11 protein-coding genes are annotated in these 19,979 nt (G+C 73.2%); all 11 read right to left on the bottom strand.

The genetic code is table 11. The features are described from left to right. Window positions 1-115: 115 nt before the first annotated feature. Complete coding sequence (gene trpD / locus AC07A6_RS01445; RefSeq protein ID WP_478775606.1) at window positions 116-1,213, bottom strand: anthranilate phosphoribosyltransferase; 1,098 nt, start codon at window positions 1,211-1,213, stop codon at window positions 116-118. Between the two features lie 40 nt (window positions 1,214-1,253). Beyond that, complete coding sequence (locus tag AC07A6_RS01440) at window positions 1,254-1,448, bottom strand: hypothetical protein (protein WP_478775605.1); 195 nt, start codon at window positions 1,446-1,448, stop codon at window positions 1,254-1,256. 264 nt (window positions 1,449-1,712) lie between these two features. Beyond that, window positions 1,713-3,071: a class II 3-deoxy-7-phosphoheptulonate synthase gene (locus AC07A6_RS01435; protein ID WP_386271296.1), complete on the bottom strand. Its 1,359-nt coding sequence runs from the start codon at window positions 3,069-3,071 to the stop codon at window positions 1,713-1,715. Beyond that, window positions 3,068-3,664 (bottom strand): anthranilate synthase component II, encoded by a 597-nt coding sequence (locus tag AC07A6_RS01430; protein ID WP_386271297.1) that lies wholly within the window; start codon window positions 3,662-3,664, stop codon window positions 3,068-3,070. Before AC07A6_RS01430 ends, AC07A6_RS01435 begins: the two co-directional genes overlap by 4 nt. Continuing rightward, window positions 3,661-5,199: an anthranilate synthase component I family protein gene (locus tag AC07A6_RS01425; RefSeq protein ID WP_478775604.1), complete on the bottom strand. Its 1,539-nt coding sequence runs from the start codon at window positions 5,197-5,199 to the stop codon at window positions 3,661-3,663. Before AC07A6_RS01425 ends, AC07A6_RS01430 begins: the two co-directional genes overlap by 4 nt. Before the next feature lie 64 nt (window positions 5,200-5,263). Continuing rightward, on the bottom strand, window positions 5,264-6,298 hold the full coding sequence (gene sbnB / locus AC07A6_RS01420) for a 2,3-diaminopropionate biosynthesis protein SbnB (RefSeq protein ID WP_478775603.1): 1,035 nt from the start codon (window positions 6,296-6,298) through the stop codon (window positions 5,264-5,266). Window positions 6,299-6,375: 77 nt separating this feature from the next. Continuing rightward, window positions 6,376-9,342, bottom strand: a complete 2,967-nt coding sequence (locus AC07A6_RS01415) for an AfsR/SARP family transcriptional regulator (protein ID WP_478775602.1) — start codon at window positions 9,340-9,342, stop codon at window positions 6,376-6,378. Window positions 9,343-9,915: 573 nt separating this feature from the next. After that, window positions 9,916-11,004: a DEAD/DEAH box helicase gene (locus tag AC07A6_RS01410; RefSeq protein WP_478775601.1), complete on the bottom strand. Its 1,089-nt coding sequence runs from the start codon at window positions 11,002-11,004 to the stop codon at window positions 9,916-9,918. 8 nt (window positions 11,005-11,012) lie between these two features. After that, window positions 11,013-12,842 carry a DrmB family protein gene (drmB, locus tag AC07A6_RS01405; RefSeq protein ID WP_478775600.1) on the bottom strand — a complete coding sequence of 610 codons (1,830 nt, stop codon included), beginning with the start codon at window positions 12,840-12,842 and terminating at the stop codon, window positions 11,013-11,015. After that, on the bottom strand, window positions 12,839-15,970 hold the full coding sequence (locus tag AC07A6_RS01400; protein ID WP_478775599.1) for a helicase-related protein: 3,132 nt from the start codon (window positions 15,968-15,970) through the stop codon (window positions 12,839-12,841). Before AC07A6_RS01400 ends, drmB begins: the two co-directional genes overlap by 4 nt. 63 nt (window positions 15,971-16,033) lie before the next feature. Further along, entirely contained in the window at window positions 16,034-19,927 is a 3,894-nt protein-coding gene (locus AC07A6_RS01395; protein ID WP_478775598.1) for a sigma-70 family RNA polymerase sigma factor, read from the bottom strand. Window positions 19,928-19,979: the final 52 nt, after the last annotated feature.

The following is a 19,979-nucleotide window of genomic DNA, read 5'->3' as shown; positions in this document are numbered from 1 at the left end:
CTTCCCCCCTGCCCCTGTGTCCCCCCCCCCCCCTTGTCCCCCCCCCCCCCCCCCCCCCCCGGCCCCCCCCCCCCCCCCCCCGCGGCGCGTCCGCGTTCCGTACCGTGCGTACCGCTCACCGCCCGACGGCGGCGAGCGGCGCTCCGGCGTGCCCGGCGGTCGCCCGGGCCCAGCGCTCCAGGACCGCCTCCGCGGCCCCCGAGTCCAGGGAGGCCGCCGCGGCGGCGACCCCCTCGCGCAGCCGCGCGGTGACCGTGCGGCCCCGGGACGGCTCGGCGGCGGCCAGCGCGGCGGCGGCCGAGAGCAGCACCGCGTCGCGTACCGGACCCCGCTCCCCGCCGGCGAACAGCCGCCGGGCCACCTGCGCGTTGTGCTCGGCGTCCCCGCCGCGCAGCGCGTCCACCGGGGCGGGCGCGATGCCCGCGTCGCGGGGGTCGAAGGATTCCTCCCGGACCCTTCCCCCCTCGACGCTGAGCACGGTGGAGGTGGTGGTGACGCTGAGCTCGTCCAGGCCGTCGTCCCCCCGGAACACCAGGGCGCTGCCGCCCCGGCGGGCCAGGACCCCGGCGATCAGCGGCAGCAGCCGGGCGTCCGCCACGCCGACCGCCTGGGCGGTCGGACGGGCCGGGTTGGTCAGCGGCCCGAGCGCGTTGAAGACGGTCGGGACCCCCAGCTGCCTGCGGACCGCGGCGGCGTGCCGCATGGACGGGTGGAAGTCCGGGGCGAAGCAGAAGGTGATCCCGGCCTCCTCCACGAGGGCGGCCACCCGCGCCGGCTCCAGGCGCAGCCGCACGCCCAGGGCCTCCAGCACGTCCGCGGAACCGGAGGCCGAACTCGACGCCCGGTTGCCGTGCTTGACGACCCGGGCGCCGGCGCCGGCCGCGACGATCGCCGACATGGTCGAGATGTTGACGGTCCGGGCCCCGTCACCGCCCGTGCCGACCACGTCGACCGTGGCACCGGGGACGTCGAGGGGTACCGCGTGGTGGAGCATGGCCCGTACCAGGCCCTCCAGTTCGCCGACCGTCTCCCCCTTGCCGCGCAGGGCGACCAGGAAGCCGGCGAGCTGGGCGTCGGTGGCCTCGCCGCTCATCACCCGGTCCATGGCCCATGCGGTGTCGGCGGCGGCCAGGTCACGGCCGGCCAGCAGGGTCTCCAGCAGGGCGGGCCAACTGCGCGCTTCGCGGGCGGGTTCTGGTCTGGCGGTGGTCACTTGGGTCTCCCTCGGTGGGTCTTGGGTCAGCCCCCTGCGCTCAGGCCCATTCCTTGCCGTCCGTCGAGGAGGTCGGGGTCGGGGCGGCCGGGGACTGCTGGGTGGTGTCGTCGGCGGTGACACCGGTCGGGCTGGACGACGCGTCGTTCGCGATCTGCACCCCGCCGGCGATCGCGACCGCGGCGATGATCGCGATGGTGCTGCGCTTGACCTGGGTGCGCCACGTGTTCTGCATCTCTGTTCTTCTCCCCGTTGAGTTCCGCTTGAGCTTCGCTTTGTTCCGGTGAGAAGAACACTATGAAGGGGCGGCTTCGAGCTGATATCGCTCTGCCTTCGGGGGCTGCACCATTTCGATAAGGACGATATACCCGCAGGTCAGGAGGGGTCCTCAAGGAGATAACAGAGCTTGAGGACACCTCTTGACCGCCACTCGCGGGCCGCTTGAGAGGTCATCGCGACGCCCTCGCGGGCGGCCCGCGATAACGGCGATAAGCGGAGTTCAGCGTTCCCGGTACATTTCGGCCACGAGGAATGCGAGATCCAGCGACTGGGTGCGGTTGAGCCGCGGGTCACAAGTGGACTCGTAGCGTTCGCTCAGTCCGTCCAGGCTCACCTCCTCGCCGCCTCCCACGCATTCCGTGACGTCTCCCCCGGTGAATTCCAGGTGCACGCCCCCGGGATGCGTCCCGAGCTCGCGGTGGACCTCGAAGAAGCCCTTCACCTCGTCGACGATGTCGTCGAAGCGGCGGGTCTTGAGGCCCGACGGCGCCTCGAAGGTGTTGCCGTGCATGGGGTCGCTCACCCAGGCCACCGGCGCGCCCTCCGCCGCCGTCTTCTCCACCAGCTCCGGCAGCCGGTCGCGCACCTGCCCCGCGCCCATCCGGACGACGAACGTGAGCCGGCCTGGCTCGCGTTCGGGGTCGAGCCGGTCGATCAGCCGCAGCACGGTGTCGGAGTCCGTCGTCGGGCCGAGTTTGACCGCGACCGGGTTGGCGATCTGCGAGAAGAACTCCACGTGGGCGCCGTCCAGGTCCCGGGTGCGCTCCCCGATCCACAGCATGTGCCCGCTGGTCGCGTAGCGCCGGCCGGTCGCCGGGTCCTCGCGGACCAGCGGTTCCTCGTACTCCAGGAGCAGGCCCTCGTGGCTGACGTAGAACTCCACGGCGTGCTGGATGCGTTCGTCGGCCCCGCAGGCCCGCATGAAGTTGAGGGTCTGGTCGATCTGGGTGGCGAGCGCCGCGTAGCGCTCGCCGACGGGCGAGCGGGCCACGAAGTCCTGGTTCCAGGCGTGCGCCTGGCGCAGGTCGGCGTAGCCGCCGGTGGTGAAGGCCCTGACGAGGTTGATCGTGCCGGAGGCGGCCTGGTGCATCCGCAGCAGCCGGTCCGGATCGGGGGTGCGCTCGGCTGCCTCGAAAGGGAAGCCGTTGACGGCGTCGCCCCGGTAGGCCGGCAGGGTCAGCCCGCCGCGGGTCTCGGTGGGCTTGGACCGGGGCTTGGCGTACTGGCCCGCCATCCGGCCGATCTTGACGACCGGCACGGAGGCGGCGTACTGGAGGACGAGCGCCATCTGCAGCAGGGTCTGCACCTTGCGCCGCACCGAGTCCTCGCGGACGTCCGCGAAGGTCTCGGCGCAGTCCCCGCCCTGGAGCAGGAAGGCTTCGCCGCGGGCGACGGCGCCGAGCCGGTACTTGAGCTGCTCGCACTCGGCGGCGACCACGAGCGGGACGGCCTCCCTCAGGCGTTCGCGCACCTCGGCCAGGGCGGCGGGGTCGGGCCATTCGGGCTGTTGCGCGGCGGGCCGGGCCCGCCAGGAATCCACGTGCTCCACGAGATCGCTCCTTCGAGGCTCCTGCGTCATCCGGCGAGGGTGCCGGCCGGGCGGGTCCGTGCTCCGGTGAGGAAGTTCCGCAGCAGCGGCATGCCGCCGACGGTGGTGATGGACTCGGGGTGGAACTGCACCCCTTCGACCGCGAGGGTGCGGTGGCGCAGGCCCATCACGTAGCCGTCGTCGACGGCGTGCGCGGTGGCGAGCAGCTCCTGCGGCAGGGGTTCGGCGACGATGAGGGAGTGGTAGCGGGTCGCGGTCATCGTCGCGCCGAGCCCGGCGAAGACCCCGGCCCCGTCGTGGGCGACCTCGCTGGTCTTGCCGTGCTTGAGCCGGTCGGCGACCTGTACGCGGCCCCCGTAGGCCAGTCCGATGGCCTGGTGGCCCAGGCAGATGCCCAGCAGGGGGACCCGTCCGGCGAACCGGTGCACCAGCTCGACGTGTCCCGATTCGGCGGGGTGGCCCGGGCCGGGGCCCAGGACCACGGCGTCCGGCAGCCGCGCAGCGAGCTCGTCGGGGCTCTCGGTGCGGGAGCGGACGACCTCGGTGTCGGCGCCGAGGGTGCGCAGGTACTGGTCGATGATGTGGGTGAAGCTGTCGTAGGCGTCGACGAGCAGGACCTTCACGGGAGCAGCTCCTCACCGGTGAGCGCCCAGTAGGCCGCTCCCATCTTGTGCAGGGTCTCGCGCCACTCGGCGGCGGGCGAGGAGTCGGCGACGATGCCGGCGCAGCTCTGGGTGGAGTAGGCCGTTCCGTCGTGGGTGACCGTGCGGATGCACAGGGCCAGGCGGGACCAGCCGCGTACGTCGACGAGGCCGACGGCGCCGGCGTACATGTCGCGGGGCTCGGACTCCAGTTCGGAGATGATCTCCATGGCGCGGATCTTGGGGGCGCCGGTGACCGTCCCGGCGGGGAAGGTCGCGGCCAGCGAGGACCAGGTGTCCTCTCCGGGGGCGAGGCTGCCCTCGACCGTGGAGACCAGGTGGAAGACGTGGCTGAAGGTCTCGACCGTCATCAGCTGGGGGGCGTCGAGGGTGGTGGGCAGGCACACGCGGCCGATGTCGTTGCGGCACAGGTCGACCAGCATCACGTGCTCGGCCTGCTCCTTCTCGCTGGCGAGCAGGGCCTCGACGCGCGGGCCGTCCACGGCGGGGTCGCCGCTGCGGGGGGTGGTGCCGGCGATGGGCCGCATGACGATGCGGTCGCCCTCGGTACGGAAGAGCACCTCGGGGCTGGCGCCGATGAGGGTGGAGCCGTCGCGCGGGACGAGGTACATGTACGGGGACGGGTTGCGTCCGCGCAGCCGCCGGTAGACGTCGAGCGGGGTGAGGTCGGTGTCGACCTCGATGCGGTGGCCGATCTGGATCTGGTAGATGTCGCCGACGCCGATGTGCCGCAGGCAGCGCTCCACGTTCGCCCGGAAGGACTCCTCGTCGGTGCTGTCGCGGACGGCGCGCGGGGCGGGGGCGGCCGGGACGCGGCCCGCGGGCTCGGTCATCCCGGCGGTCAGCCGCTCGACGATGCCGGCCAGGTCGGTACGGGCGGCGGGCCCGCCGTCGGGGCCGAAGGCCTCGCTGCGGGCCGCCAGCCGGACGGCCGTGCCGGCGTCCAGGTCGTACCAGACGGTGTCCTGGAACAGGGTCAGGACCAGGTCGGGGGCGCCCTCGTCGGTGTGCTCCCGGACCGGCAGGTCCTCCATGTACCAGGCGGCGCCGTAGCCGATGGTGGCGAGGAAGCCGAAGGCGTAGTCGGGGCGGCCGCTGTCGACGTCGAAGCGGGCCTGTACGGCCCGCAGCACGTCCCAGACCTGCCCGGGGCGTTCGAAGATGCGGTCGCCCCCGGGACCGGCGGCCAGCCCCAGCCCGTCGGCGACCCGGGACAGCTCGGCCAGCACGGGCGCCACGCCGGTGGCGGAGATCCGCCCGGCGCGGATGCGCAGCTCGGCGAGGCGGCCGAAGCCGACGACGGCGGAGTTCCCGTCGAACTCGGGGCTCTCCAGGGACTCCAGGAGGAAGACGTCCTCCCCGAACCGCGCCCGCAGGGCCTCGTACAGCTCGATCGGGGGGTGCGGGTCGAGGACGGTCTCCTCGACGCGGACGGGGAGGGGGCGCCGGCCGTGTGCGGCCGGCGCCCGAGTGGCGGTGTCGAGCAGTGTGGTCACTGAATCACTTTCCTCGGATGGCTCGGGGCCGTTCGGAGCGGCCGGGTGTGCGCGGGGGCGGGGCTCAGCCGTAGCGGCGCATTTCGTGGAAGAAGTCCTCGACGACGGCGAGGGTGCCGCTCTCGCGCAGGGTGTCGTAGACGTGCCGGCCGACCGCGAGGTCGAGGACGCCCAGGCCGAAGGGCGAGAAGAAGACGGGCCTGTCCTCGGGCACGGACAGCTTCCCGGAGAGCACGTCGTACAGCGTCCCGTCGACGAAGTCGCGGCTGCCGGTGAGCTGTTCGGCCAGGTGGGGGGAGGTGTCGGCCTTCAGGCAGTGCTCGACGTCGTCGACGACGTTGAAGCCGGAGAGGATCACCTCGGGCGACAGGTCGCGCAGCGAGACGTGCAGCACGAGCGGGTTGTGGCCGAACCAGTCGGGCTCGGTGACGTGGGGGGTGCCTGCGACGGTCGCGAAGACGACGAGGTCGCTGTTGCGGATCAGCTTCTCGGCGCTGTCGTGGACGGTGACCGGGCCCTGCTCGCCGGAGCGGGCGAGGTAGTCGGCGAAGCCGCCGGCGTGCTCGGCGGACAGGTCGTGCACGCCGATCTCGTCGAACTCCCAGCCCGTGCCCGCCAGGTACTGGTGGATGAAGCGGGCGATCAGGCCGACGCCGAAGAAGCCGATCCGGCGCGGCCGGCGGCCCGCCGGGCTGAGCCGGTCGGCCGCCAGCGCGGCGGAGGCGGCGGTGCGGGCCGCGCTGATGATCGAGGATTCCAGGCAGGCGAGGGGATAACCGGTCGCGGGATCGTTGAGTATCAGTACGGCGGAGGCACGCGGAATTCCGGCCGCCACGTTCTCGGGGAAGCTGGAAATCCACTTCACCCCGTCGACCGGGGCCGCTCCCCCGATCGACGCCGGCAGCGCGATGATCCGCGAGGTGGGCCGGTCGGGAAAACGCAGGAAATAGGACGGCGGATTGACCGTCCCGCCCTCGCCGTGCACCCGATAGGCGGATTCGATCAATCCGACCACTTCGGGCGCACGGCCGTCCAGGACTTCGTGCACCTGGGCGCCGGGGATCACGGCGAAAGAGGGCGCGCCGGTCGTACGTGACATCGCAGACTCCACAGCTCGGCAGTTTTCTCGTCTGCGATGACGCTAGGGAGCCGCTTTATCGCCGGGTTATTGACCGGTTACGTGCGCTGTCCGGATCCCTCCCCCAGTCGCTGCAACGCCGCCGAGGCCTTCTCCTCCCAGGGCGGGGAACCGATGCGCCGGAAGACGGCCAGCGCCTCGGCGATGTGGGCCCTGCCCGCCTCGCCGTCGCCGCGGTCACCGTATGCCCGCCCGAGCGACAGTCTGATCTGCCCCTCGATCATCGGACTCCGGGTGCGCCGGGCGGCGTCCAGGGCCTCCAGGAAGGTCTGCTCCGCCGCTTCGGAGGCGCCGGCCTGGAGCCGTGTCTCCGCCAACCCCAGGAGCGCGTGGGCGAGGCCGAGCAGATCGGATCTGCTCCTCACGATGTCCACGACCCGGGCGAACGCGCCCTCGGCCTCCTCCAACTGCCCCAGCGCCAGATGGGCGCCCGCCATCCGGTGCGTGGCCATGGCGAGACTGTGCTGATCGCCTTGGATGCTCTCGCACACGCGCACGGCTTCCCGGCTCAGCTCTATGGCCGCCTCCGGCCGGCCCTGGTCGAGGGCGAACTGGGCCATGTTCTGCAACGCGTACGCCTCGGAAGCCCGGTCACCCGCCGCCCGCAGCACCGGCAGGGCTTCCCGCAGCCGCTCCATCCCCTGGTCGCACTCCCCCCTGAGCCGGTTGATGACCGCCAGGTCGCTCAGCACCAGCGCCCGTCCGAGCGCGTCCCCCGCCTCGGTGTAGAGCGCGAGGGCGGCCTCCTGCCGCACCGTGGACTCCGTCAGCCTGCGCAGCCTCATTTCGACGAGGCCCAGCTGCTGCTCCATGGCCGCCCGGCCGCGCAGGTTGCCCGCGGCGCGCGCGGCGCCTAGTGCGTACTCGCTGCAATGCCGCCAGTCCTCCAGGTAGTTGCGCGACGTAAAGAGCACCTCCATGGACATGACCAGACCCCAGGCCAGTCCGTCCATGCCCAGGTCGGCCGCCTGTTCCACAACGGCGACCAGCGAGAGCCGCTCGGCCTCGAACCACTCGAGCGGGGCCACCAGCAGCTCTTCCAGCAGGACGGAGTCGATCTCCCGGCGCGTGCCGTCCCCGTGCGCTATGCCGGACCCGCTGCCGTTCTCGCGCCGGAACGCCCGCTCCGCGATGGTCAGGCAGGACTGGAACACCCGCTCGCAGGCCGCCAGCCGCTCCTCCTCGCTCTCCTCCTCCCGCGCCAGCTCCTCCGCGTACAGCCGCATCAGGTTCTGGAAGCGGTAGCGCAGCTGGCCGGTGGCGTCGACGCCGACGACCTCCAGGAACTGCGCGTCCACCAGGTGCTCTATCAGCCGCTCCGCGTCCATGACGTCCCCGTCCAGCAGCGCGGCGCCCACCCACGTGGTGAAGTCGGGTACGCCGAGCAGCCCGAGGAGCCGGTAGAGCCGGGCCGCGTCCTTGTGCAGGTAGCGGTAGCTCAGCTCGAAGCTGGCCCGGACCTGGGACTCGCCCTGGCTGAGCTCGTCCAGCCGGCGCCGCCCGTCGTTGAGCCGGGTCACCAGGTGGCGCACCGTCCAGTGCGGCTTCGACGCCAGCCGGGCCGCGGCGATGCGCAGCGCCAGCGGCAGCCGGTCGCACAGCTCGGCCAGCCGGGCCGAGTCCTCGGGGGCGGCCTGGATCCGGGCCTCGCCGACGATCCGGCCGAGCAGCTCGACCGAGTCGGCCTCGGGGAGCACGCCCAGGTGCACCCGGCCCCGCTGCGGCCAGGTCACCAGCTGCTCCAGCTGCTCGCGGCTGGTGACGAGCACGGTGGAACCGCCGCTGCCCGGCAGCAGGGGCCGGATCTGCGCGAAGGTGCGTACGTTGTCCAGCACGATCAGCACCCTGCGCTCCGCGAGCACGCTGCGGTACAGCGCGATGCGGTCCTCCAGACCGTTGGGCACGTCGTCGCTGTCCACGCCCAGCGAGCGCAGGAAGCGGCTGAGTATGTCCCCGGCGGTGGTCGGGGCGTGGTGCTCGTCATAGCCGCGGAGGTCCGCGAACAGCCTTCCATCGGGGTACTGTTCGGTAACACGGTGCGCCCAGCGCACCGCGAGGCCGGTCTTGCCCACCCCCGCGACACCGGTGATCAGCCCGACGGTGGACGCCCGGCTGTCCTGACCCTGCCCGTCCACCAGGGTGTCGAGGGCGTCGAGTTCCGCACCACGCCCGGCGAACCCGGGCACGTCGGGCGGCAGTTCCGAGGGCACGACGCGCCCGCGCGCCGCTAAGGCATCGCCGGCACCGTCCGCCGCATCCCCCTGTTGCACGGGCGGCTCGAAGGCCAGGGACGGGTCGTCGCGCAGGATCGCGTCGTGCAGCTCCTGGAGTTCGGGGCCCGGGTCCATGCCGAGCTCGTCGATGAACTGGCGCCGCGCCTCACGGAAGCTCTCCATCGCCTCGGCCCGCCGGCCCGAGCGGTACTGGGCGAGGATCAGGTGGTACCGGGCGCGCTCGCGCAGCGGGTGTTCCCGTACGGCTGCGGCCAGTTCGGGCAGCAGCAGCTGGTGCCGGCCCAGCTCCAGCTGGACGCCCGTCATCGCCTCGTAGGCGTTGATGCGGACCTCTTCCCACCGGGCCGCCTCGTCCTCGACGAGCTGCCCGGTGACCCCGGCGAGCGCGGGCCCGCGCCAGAGCGCGAGCGCCTCGGCGTAACACCGGGCCGCGTCCGCAGGACGGTGCGTACGAACGGCCTCCTCGGCCTCGCCCACGAGCCCGCTGAAGGTGACGGTGTCGAGCACGTGCCCGTCGGGCCGCAGCAGGTAGCCGGGGTGCGCGGTGGCGATGACCTCCTCGGCGATCCCCTCGCTCTTGATGGCCTTGCGCAGGGCCGCGATGACGATGGCGACCTGGGTGCGCGCGGTGGCTGGCGGGCGACCGTTCCAGACCACGTCCACGAGGGTGTCAACCGGAACGATTCGCCCCGGACTCAGGAGCAGAAGGGCCAGAATCGTACGTTGCCGGGCACCACCGACCTGAACGGTCCGTTCCCCCACGGTGACCATGAGTGGTCCGAGAATTCCGAATCTGAGTGGCTCGCCCAACTGTGTCTCCCCCCGTCGCCACCGGGCCCGGCAGCGCGATCACCCTACCTGTCTGCCGCTGACAGAAAAGAGCCGAGAGCCAAGCTTTGCGGCTGGTGAGACACCATGACCGAAAGCTGATCGATCATCTCGTGAATGGCCGGAATCGATCGGAACCCTACCGGCGCCCGAGCGGCTGCCACGAGGTCTACATCCAGCCAAACCCAGGGAACGGGAGGGTCCCGTTCACGCCTCCCCCCGGCCACCCGGACGCCACCTCCCGGCAGGCCGGGCCCCACCGCCCCGACGGCACCTCTCCGGATCCCGTCAACCTCCGAGTGGCGCTCTTCGTACCCATCCAACCGCCGCCCCCGCGCACGGGCACCCCCCGCACCCCCGGATTTCACACGGCCGCCACGCCCCACCGTCCCCCCACCACCCGCTACCGGCCACCCGAGGCCCCCGTCCGCTCCCCCACGAACCCGATCCGGCCGCCCGCCAGTTCGAGGAGCCGCGGCCGGTCCACGGGGTTGACGGGACGGGCACGGCGGGCGGCTACCCGCGCGCCAGGATGCCGCGCGGCACGTCCCTCAGGTGACCCGGTTCCCTCTCGCCCGCGTAACCGAGGTGCAGGTCGTGACGGGCCCGGGTCGCCATCACGTAGTACTGCATGCGGAGCGCTGCCGAGGTGGGGTCCGTTCCGGCGTCGGCCTCCGTGTCCGGAACCACGACCGTGTCGAACTGGAGGCCCTTGGCACTGGCACGGTGGACGATCACGATGCCGGGGCGTGACAGGTCGAGGGTCCGGTACCGCCCCGCCGTCGCCTGCGCCGTGTACATCTGCGGCCGCAGCCGGGGCGCTTCGCGTTCCAGCCGGGCCAGCAGGTCGAACTGGGCCTGGGTGGAGTGCACCACCACGCCGATGCTGTTGCCGGGCCGGCCCTCGGCGAGGCCGGTCAGCAGCCGCGCCACCGCTGCCTGGTCCGGGAGCGCGTGCAGCCGGGGCAGGGGGCCGTCCCGTTCCGGGAGCGCCGGCGACCCGGGTCCCGTGTGGAACCAGGCGCCGAACTCGGCCGTCTGCCGGGTGTTGCGGTGGTTGGCGTCGGTCGCGTGGGAGTCGCACCCGCCCAGTCCTCGCGCGATCTCCGTCAGGGTGGAGTTCGTCTCGGTCAGCCGCTGGCACTCGTCGGCGAAGACGGTCGTCCGGGCGCCGAGGATCCGGCACAGCCGGTAGAAGGCGGGCGGCAGGTCCTGCCCTTCGTCCACCACGAGCGTGAGCGGTTCGCCCGGATCCCCGAGCGCCGCCCGCTCGTAGAAGGCCGGCCAGTCGTACCAGCCGTCGTCGGTCCGCCGCACCTCACCGCCGTGCCACCGGGCGAGCCAGGAGTGCGCGGTCGCCACGGTGACGGGCGTTCCGCTCGAGGACAGCGCGGAGACCATCGGTCCCAGCGACTGCCGCAGGAGGTTGGAACGGGTCAGCAGGACGGCCGGCCGGCCGGTGAGGGCGAGCATGACGGCCCGCTGCGCGGCCAGCACGCTCTTGCCGCTCCCGGGGGGACCGCTGACCAGGTGGTTCCCGTCGAACGGCAGGCCGTCGAGCAGCGCTCGCTGGGCGGGGGTCAGGTCGAGGTAGGTCAGGGTCATGGCCGCGCTCACTCCTCGGTGGCCGCTGCGCGGGCGGCCGCGACGATCGGCTCGAAGAACCCGGGCACACCGCCGCCGCCGACGACGAGCGCGCGGTCCAGCAGGGTGTTCCCGGTCTCACAGCTCGTCTCCGGGAGCAGCGCGCAGGCGTGGCAGGCGGCGCGGTTCAGGTTCCCGAAGCCCTGACCTGTGTGCTCGGAGCACAGCGGGTCGGCGGAACACCAGGCGGCGGCCTCGGCCATGCGCAGCAGCGTCTCGGCGAGCCGGGGCGACTCCCCCTGCTGGACGAGGCCTCCGAGGGTGCCCTCGGCATCCCCCGCGGCCGTGTACACGAGGACCCCGTACTGGTCGTGCTCGGGCTGGGCGTAGACGCGTTCGCGCAGGCTGGCCGTGGTGTAGCCCGATTCGAACGACAGCTGCCGCACCAGCAGGTGCCCGAGGGTGTGCAGGAGCACGAAGCGCGGGGAGAGCTCCGGGCCCGTCAGGAACTGGAGCCGGTCGCGCTGGAACGAGCGGTCCAGGTCGCTCCGCAGGCCCGCCACCCGGGCCCGTACGGCGTCGTCCTGCTCCCAGGCGGCCAGCGCCGAGGGGTCCAGGGTGAGCAGGACGCCCTCGCCGAAGACTTCCACGGCCGGGAGCCAGCGCAGTCGGCGCGAGGTGTCGGAGGGGACGATCGTGGCATCGGGAGAGACCCGGCTGAAGCCGGACAGGGCCCGCACCTCCCTCAGCCGGTCGGCCAGGACGACGCGGCCGACGCGCTGGTGCAGTCCGGCCCAGGGCTCCGCGGTCTCCCCCTGCAGCCCGAGCGTGGAACCGCGTACCAGGAAGTCACGCGTCCTGGGCGGTTCGGCGGCCGTCAGCGCCGACCATTCCTCGCGCCGCAGGTCCAGCCCGGGGGCGGCGGCGCCACCGGCGGGGGCGGGGGCGCCGGTCCCGGTCTCCTCGGCGAGGAGCGCGTCCAGGAGGGCGTCGTCCACCCCCGTGTCCTCCTTGACCATCTCCCGGAGGGCCTCCCCGCGGGGGGTCCCGGCCGCCTTGCACAGCAGCACCCAGAAGTCGCTCTCGCGCACGCGGTCGGCGAGGGCACCTCCGTCCAGCGCCGGCACCTCGGCCTCGGGCAGCGACAGCGCCGAGTGGACCACCGGGTAGTACAGGTTGCCCGCCGTGCGCTGCACGACCTGGACCGGCTTGGCGCAGTCGGCTGCCTCGCGCGCCCTCTGCCAGGGGTTCCGGCCGGAGCACCGCATGCCGTGGGTGCCCAGGACGTCCAGCAGGTCCCGGGAGGCGCCGCACCCCGGGGCGGCGCACGAGACGGAGAGCGCCTCCAGGCCGCTCGCCCGGTCCGACACGCGGAAGCGCAGCTGTTCGCGCGAGCCGCAGGACTGCCGCTGCGCGGCATCGAGCCGGGCGTGCGCCCAGAACCACCAGTCCACGTCACTGAGGTGCCCGCTGGCACAGATCTGTACGAACCGCATCGGGGCGAGCCGGCGCACCGGCGCGCAGGAGGGACAGCTCGGCGGTGTGCCGGGCTTCTCGTCGCCGATCCGCCAGCGCACCATGCGGCGGCAGGAGCCGCAGAACAGCCAGGCGGGGAAGCGGATGTACGGTGCGCCGGGCGCGTCGGCACGGTCGTACCGGTCGTTGAGCGTCGCGGGGGCGGCGAAGAAGCCGGACACGCCCAGCCGGGAGGCCAGCCGCGGGGATTCCACCGGCTGGCGCACCTTCGGCCAGTCGCCGATGCCCGTCGCGACGAAGGACTCGCCCTGGATGTCGAAGACCGCGCCGACCCCGAAGGGGACCACCGTCTGTGCCTGACGGACTCGAAGCTTGCGGTTCACTGGTCGGCTCCCTTCACCGTCACCTGGCATTCGCGGTCCACGCTGCGCATGGAGTGGAGGGTCTCCCAGAGCCCCCCGTGCTGCTCGAAGTTCTTCAGCAGGTTGTGCTGCCCCTTGCCCTGGCTGCGGTAGTAGAGCTCCTTGCCCTCCCGCGCGGCATCGCGGGCCGCCTCCTCCCACGCCGCGAGCAGGTCGGCCAGTTCCGTGCGGACGGCGTGCGCGGCGCGCGGTCCGCTGGCCCCTGCCTTCCGTGCGAGCAGCTCGGCCAGCGCCCGCGCCTCACCGATGCGGTCCGGGAGTTCCCCGGCCTGGTTCTCGGCGCTCAGCCCGAGCCGGTGGCGTACGAGGATGACCAGCGCGGCGTGCAGGGCCCGCCGGCGTGCCGGCACCGACCACGGTGTGACGCTCGTCGGTTCGACGTGCTGGTAGAGGGAGCGGTGGTAGGGGGCGAAGGTCTCGTAGTGCGAACGGTCCCTGGGGCGCGTGGCGTTGAAGAAGGCGACGACCAGTCCCGGTACGGAGTGGCGGCCGACCCGGCTGGTGGCCTGGATGTACTCGGCCGTGGTCTTGGGCTGCCCCTGCATCAGCATCAGTGCGAGCCGTTTGACGTCCACCCCGACCGACAGCATGTTGGTGCACGGCAGGAAGGACACGGCTCCGGGATGCGTCCAGGGCTTCTCCAGCCGGTCCAGCAGTACGGGCTGTTCGGCCCGCGCCAGGTTGCTGGTCAGTTCCTGGACCTGGTGGTCGGCGAGCGGCCGGACACCGTGTCCGGCGTCCAGGCCCGTGAGCTGGGCGGGGATGTCGTCGGCCGCGGCGGTGACGGTGCGGCCGAGTTCGCGGAGGCTGTGGTGGTACGCGACCAGGGTCCAGTAGGAGTCCCGGTGCTCCTCGGGCAGTTCCCAGGACCCTTGCAGCATCGCGGCGGCGGTGGCGACCGCCGCGCGGCCGGCCGTGTGCCCCTGGGCCATGACGCCGAGGTAGCGCCGTCCGGGGCGCGATGTGTCGGGCTCGGCGAAGTAGGAATGCCGGGCGTCGAGTCCGGCGGGCGGGAAGAGCTGCACGTCGGTGCCGTAGAGGGCACGCACCTGTTCGCCGGAGCGGCGGATCGTCGCGGTGGAGGCGACCACCTTGGGGCCCGTCCCGTCGGCCGTGGCGCACAGGCCGAGGATGGCCGCCTCGTAGAGTCCCACGGTCGTCCCGAGCGGCCCGGTCAGCAGGTGGAGTTCGTCCTGGATGACCAGGGAGGGCGGCAGGGTGTCGTTCCCCGCCCCGAACAGGCTCCCCGCCCGCGGCTCCCAGGCCAGCCGGGCGAACTTGTCGACCGTGCCGAGGACGAAGGTGGGGGGCCGGTCGTAGAGCTGCTCGTCGACCACGGCGACCGGCAGCTCGTCGTGGAAGGCGCACTCGTCCCGGGGACAGTAGAAGGCGAAGGAGTCGGCGGTGGCCCGGATGCCGTAGTCGGCGTGGTCGGCCGACCGGTGGGCGGGCAGGATGCGGGTGCCGCACCAGGGGCAGCGGTCGAGGATGAAGACGTCCTCGGGCCGCGCCGCGGACCGCACGTCCCGGGCCACCCCCTCGGCCGCCTCGTACGAGTTGGGCGAGGTCGCCTCGCCGACCCACAACCCGATCGAGAAGGGCTCCTCCCCGTAGCCGCCGGGATCGGCGCGGCGCATCGTCTCCAGGGCGCACACGGTGGTCGCGGCCCGCTGGAACTGCTGCGTGGTCAGCAGGCTGAGCGTGTACCGGCTGAGCACCGCCGTCCCGCCGCCCTTGGGGTCGCGCCGGCGCAGCACCATCACGAAGGCGGCGAGCAGCAGGTACGCCTCGGTCTTGCCGCCGCCGGTGGGGAACCAGATCAGGTCCGTGGTTCCGCGGTCGGGGTGGCGGCGGTCGGCGACACCGTCCAGGGTCAGGAGGAAGAACGCCAGTTGGAACGGGCGCCACGCGGCGCGGGGGTCCGGCGCCGGATCGACCGCCGCGGGTTCGCGGCGGGCCCGCCGCTCGCCGGCCTGGTCCCGTGCGGAGTGCCGCATCTGCAGGGCCATGGCCAGGTTGGCCGCGCGGAACGCCTCCAGCAGCTCCGGGCAGCCGGGATCGCAGAGGGTGCGTACGCCGGACTCCATCCGTGCGATGGCCGTGCCGATGCGCTCCAGGATCCGGTCGGCGGCGGCCTTGCCCCAGGCGGGCACCTCGACGCCGCACTGTTGCTCGTACCAGTTGCGGTAGTCGGCGGTGAAGTCGGTCAGCTCCTGCCGGAGCCGTGCGACGGGCACGTCCGGGTCGGCCAGGTGGAGCACGTTGAGCACGGGCGCGCCCGTGAGGCCCGCCGCACGCGTGGCGGGTACCTCGGCTTCCGGCATGACCACCGCGCGCAGACCCGTCACGGCCTCGCCGTCGCCGTCGCCGTCGGCGATCTCCTCGACGGCGCAGCCGTGGCCCACGGCGTGGGTGCGCACGTGACGGTACTGCAGGCGCAGTTCCTGCTCCTCCGGATCCCGGCTGGCGAGCCGGACGCTCGGGTACTGCAGGACCCGTCCGTCGAGGGGGCGGACCCCGAGGGCCACTTGGAACAGCATCCGGTCCCACTGCGCCGACCGGCCCAGTGCCGGTTCGGTGCGTGCCGTGTTCACCAGCGCCACGGTCACCAGGAGCCCCGCGCCGAGGGGGCGGCGGCGGATCCGGAGCTCGGCCCTGCCGTCCAGGACGGCGACGGCGTCCTGGTCCGGTCCGACCCGGTGGCTCTCCTCCGCGAGCGCGACCCGCTGCCAGCGGCGCCCCTGGTCCCCCTGGGCCCGCAGGGTGCGGTAGTGGGCGCCACCGCAGCGGACCTCGATGGTGTCGCTGTCCGTGTAGAAACTCAGCCCGAGCGACGAAGGCAGCCAGGAGTTGGACTCGGGTACCGGGTCGTCGGCCGGATTGGTGTCGAGGGCCGCGCCTTCGGTTCCGATGCCGTCCTCGTCCTCGGCCGCCAGCGTCAGCTGCCGCTGGAGATCGGCGTCCTGGGGGTAGAGCGTGCCCATCAGGTACTGGCGGTCGGGCGGGCCGTCGAGGACTTCGTCCTCGCCCTGGGCCGGGCCGACCAGCTGGCGGGCCAGGTAGTCGACGAGTTCTTGTCGGGGATCCATGGCGTTCCTCGGGAAGTGCGGGTTGTCTGCCGGACGGGAAGGACGGGAAGGACGGGGCGGGTCTCAGCCGCGGCGCCACAGGTCGCGCAGCGGCCTGCGTTCGGGCTCGGACTCGGGCACGGGAGCGGGCGCGGGCTCGGGCGCGGTGAGGGCCGCCACCTGTGCCTGCAGTTCCGCGATGCGCGCCCAAGCGTCGTGCTCCGCCTGCGCCACCCGCGCGGCCGCCGCCTGCTCCGCCTCGGCCACGCGCTGAGCGGCCCACCTCTCGACGGCCTCGACCCGCGCGGCCGCGTGCGCGTCGGCGTCCTGGAGGGCCCGCTCCCGCTGTGCGAGCGCCCACTCGACCGACCGGAGGCGGTCGGTGAGCGCGGACACGCGTCCTTCGTGGTCCTGGACCGCGCGCCGCAGCAGCTCCTCGGTCTCGACCGCGTGCCGGCGGGCCGCCGCGAGCTCGCCGAGGACGCCCGCCGCGGACTCGGCGGCCTGCCGGTGCGCCTGCGCGACCTCCTCCTCCGCCTGCGTCCGCAGCCAGGCCATCCGCTCCCCGGCCGCGTGGTGCAGCGAGGCCGCTTGGCGCCGCAGGGACAGGTCGACGCGGCCGAGCATCCGGGACTCCAGCTCGTCGAGCTGCCGCTCGGTGTCCGCGAGCGCGCTCCGGGTACGCTGCCGCTCCCGTTCGAGCGCATCCGCGTGCTCCTCCCGCAGCCGCTCCGCTTCCGCCCCCAGGGCCGCGACGCGCAGCTCGTACTCGGCCCGCAACGCCTCCAGAGCCCCTCGGCCGACCGCCCCGCCCTCCGCACGGGGCGCACCCTCGCCCGGCGCGACGGGCACCCCGGCGCCAGCCGGCACGACAGCCTCCCCGGCGCCAACTGGCACGACGGACTCCCCGGCGACAGCCGGCACGATGGGCACCGGGGTGACGGCCGGCGCGGCGGGCACCCCGGCGCCAGCCGGCATGACCGGCACCGGGGCAACGGCCTGCGCGGCAGCCACCTCAGCAACAGCCGACACGACAGGCTCCCCGGCGGAACCTGACACGACGGACTCCCCTGCGGAAGCCGGCACGATGGACACCTCAGCGCCAGTCGGCACAACGGGCTCCGAGGTCGCGGCCCCGGCCGAGGTGAACTCCTCCAGGGCGTCCCGGATCGCGAGTCTCGACTCACCGCGTACGAGGGGGCGACCCGCCAGGTAGGTCCGCGGCGAAGCACCGTTCAGCGTTTCGAAAACGCGGTCCAGAAAGTCCTCCGGACGCCGCCCGGTGTCCTTGAGGACGCCGAAGAGCCGCTGCAGCACCTGCAGGGCCATGACGACGGAACGGTCGAGGGTGCCCCGCCGCTCGACCACGCCCATGACGTCCTCCGCGGCGGACGGCCCGAGGAGTGCGGCCAGTTCCGCGTCGCCGAGGGCGATCAGCGCGTACTCGGCGAGCCAGGCCACCCCGCCGGCGAACACGACGGGAGCCGCCAACGCCGCTTCCCAGTCCGGCTGGTACCGCGCCGGCGACGCCACCACCTCGGCCTCCTCCCATTCCACCCCTACCACCGCCTGCGACCCCTGCCCGGCCTGCCGCTCCGGCTCGAACCCCGGCTCCCGCCCAACCACGAGCTCCCGCTCCCGCTCCAACTCCCGCTCCGGCTCCAACTCCAGTCCCGGCCCAAGATCGGGCTCCGACTCCAGCCCAGGCTCAGGCTCCGACTCCGACTCCGACTCCGGCCGGGGCTCCGCCTCCAGCTCCGACTCGGGCTCGGGCTCGGGCTCGGGCTCGGGCCCAGATTCAGGCCCCGCCTCCAGCTCCGGTTCCGGCCCAAGATCGGGCTCCGATTCCAGCTCCAGCTCCAGCTCGGGCCGAAGGTCGGACTCCGGCTCGGACCCGAACTCGGAATCCAGCTCCAGCTCGGGTTCAGGCTCCGACTCAGGCTGGGGCTGGGGCTGGGGCTCCGCCTCCAGCTCCAGCTCCAGCTCCAGCTCCAGCTCCGACTCAGGCTCGGGCTCGGGCTCGGGCTCAGGCCCAGATTCAGGCCCCGCCTCCAGCCCCGGTTCCGGCCCAAGATCGGGCTCCGATTCCAGCTCCGGCCGAAGGCCGGACTCCGGCTCGGACCCGAACTCGGAATCCAGCTCCAGCTCGGGTTCAGGCTCCGACTCGGGCTCAGGCTCCGGCCCCAGCTCCGTCTCCGTCTCCGGCACGGGCTCGGGCTCCGTCTCGAACTCCGGCCCCGGCCCCGTCTCCAGCACGGGCCCCGGCTCCGCCTCAGGCTCGGGCCCCGGCTCGGGCCAAGGCCCCAGCACCCGCTCCAGTACCACCTGGGGCACGGGCTCCGGCCGCGGCTCCGCGGGCAGGGCCTCGGTACGGGCGACCTCACCCAACGGCACCTGCAGCGGCAGCGGCACGGGCACAGCCGCCCGCCGGGCCCGGCCCCGGGCCGCCAGGGCGGCAGCCCTACGGCGCCGCAAGGACTCCCGCGACGGCGCCTTGCGCCGACCCGGCTCCGGGTCCGGCGGCTCGACGTGCCCCGGGCCGAACCCCTCGGCCAGCAGTGCTTCGCGAAGGGCCTTGAACGCCTTCACCTCCACCTGCCGGACCCGCTCCCGCGTGACGCCGAACTCCTGCCCCAGCTCCTCCAGGGTCGACTTCTCCCCGCCGTCCAGACCCGTGCGGCGCAGCAGGATCCGCGCCTCCCGCCCCTCGAAGCGCGCGACCAGCGACAGCAGGTGCTCGTGCACGATCGCATCCATGGCCAGCCACTCCGCCGACGGCAGCGGCCGTTCCAGGGCGACCACCTCCCCCAGGTGCGTGCCGTCTCCGATCTCCCGGTCCAGGGAGTCCGTACGCCGGCTGACCCGCCGGACCTCCTCGACCCGCGCCACGCTCAGGTCGCAGGCCACCGCGACATCGGCGGCGCTCCAGGGGCGCCCTTCCATCTGGAGCCGGCGCTCCGCCGCGGCGACCTTCCGGACCAGCTCGTGGAAGTGGACCGGGATGCGGATGACCGTCCCCTCGTCGGCGATGGCCCGGCCCATCGACTGCCGGATCCACCACGTCGCGTACGTGGAGAACTTGTAGCCCTTGGCTGGGTCGAACTTGACCGCCGCCCTGAGCAGGCCGAACACCCCGTGCTGGAACAGGTCCTCGTGGTCGAGGCCCTGCCCCCCGTGGCGCAGGGCGATTCCGTGCACGAGGCCCTGGTTGTGCAGGACCAGGCAGTTGCGTGCGCGGATCCGGAGGTCGGTGGTCGGCAGCGCGGCCATCGCGTCGGCGTCCGGCTCGGCCGCGATGTGGTCGGGGCCGCCCCGTACGAGCACGGCGAGGCCCACCTCCTCCTCGGCGGTGAGCCTGCGCTTCTCGGGCCGCCGGGTGAAGCGGCTCTCGTCCAGTACCGCTTGCGCGGCCCTGACGGCCCGCCCGAGGTCTCCGACGGGCTGGGGCGCCGCACCCTGCTGAGGACGCCGGTCCGGATCGAAGTCCTCGGCCTCCCACTCCCCCTCCCCGAACTCGGGCTCCACGTCCTCCTCTGCCGGCGCGCCCGTCGCCGCCTCCACCCGAAGGGGAGCCGTTCTCCGGAGCTCGCCGGTCTCCGCCGGGGTGAGCCCGGCGAGCCTGGCCACCCCGTCCACGGTGTCGGAGCCCACCAGCCCCTGTTCGTCCGCGTACCGGAGCAGTAGGGCCCGTACCGGGCCCAGCCGTCCGGAAATTGACGGATGTACAACCTTTCGGGGGCCGGACCGGTCCTGACCCGTGTGCCCCGCTTCCTGTCCGATCCGCAGCCCCAGGCGGGCCAGTTCGCCCGTCAGGCGTTCCTGCTCCGCCTGCGCCAGCCCGAGACCCCCGACGCACCGGCGGAAGTCCTCGGCGGAGACCACGCCATCCACGGCCATCCGGCCGAGTTCGGCGTACAAGTGCCGCAGCGCGTTCCGGAGTTCGGCCGCACCTCGCTCACCCCGAGGCTCTGCACCCATCACGGCCACCCCTCCCTCACCCGTTCAAGGACGACCCTAAGATTCACTCGTT

The sequence above is a fragment of the Streptomyces sp. NPDC044002 genome (genome assembly GCF_056434525.1).
The sequence above is the reverse complement of the archived record's forward strand: the minus strand, read 5'-3'. Positions and strand labels throughout refer to the sequence as shown.

Excerpts from the sequence above, each read along its gene's own strand:
- AC07A6_RS01440 (WP_478775605.1), bottom strand. The coding sequence starts at position 1,448 with ATGCAGAACACGTGGCGCACCCAGGTCAAGCGCAGCACCATCGCGATC.
- AC07A6_RS01435 (WP_386271296.1), bottom strand. The coding sequence starts at position 3,071 with ATGACGCAGGAGCCTCGAAGGAGCGATCTCGTGGAGCACGTGGATTCC.
- sbnB (WP_478775603.1), bottom strand. The coding sequence starts at position 6,298 with ATGTCACGTACGACCGGCGCGCCCTCTTTCGCCGTGATCCCCGGCGCC.
- AC07A6_RS01415 (WP_478775602.1), bottom strand. The coding sequence starts at position 9,342 with ATGGTCACCGTGGGGGAACGGACCGTTCAGGTCGGTGGTGCCCGGCAA.
- AC07A6_RS01410 (WP_478775601.1), bottom strand. The coding sequence starts at position 11,004 with ATGACCCTGACCTACCTCGACCTGACCCCCGCCCAGCGAGCGCTGCTC.
- AC07A6_RS01400 (WP_478775599.1), bottom strand. The coding sequence starts at position 15,970 with ATGGATCCCCGACAAGAACTCGTCGACTACCTGGCCCGCCAGCTGGTC.
- AC07A6_RS01395 (WP_478775598.1), bottom strand. The coding sequence starts at position 19,927 with ATGGGTGCAGAGCCTCGGGGTGAGCGAGGTGCGGCCGAACTCCGGAAC.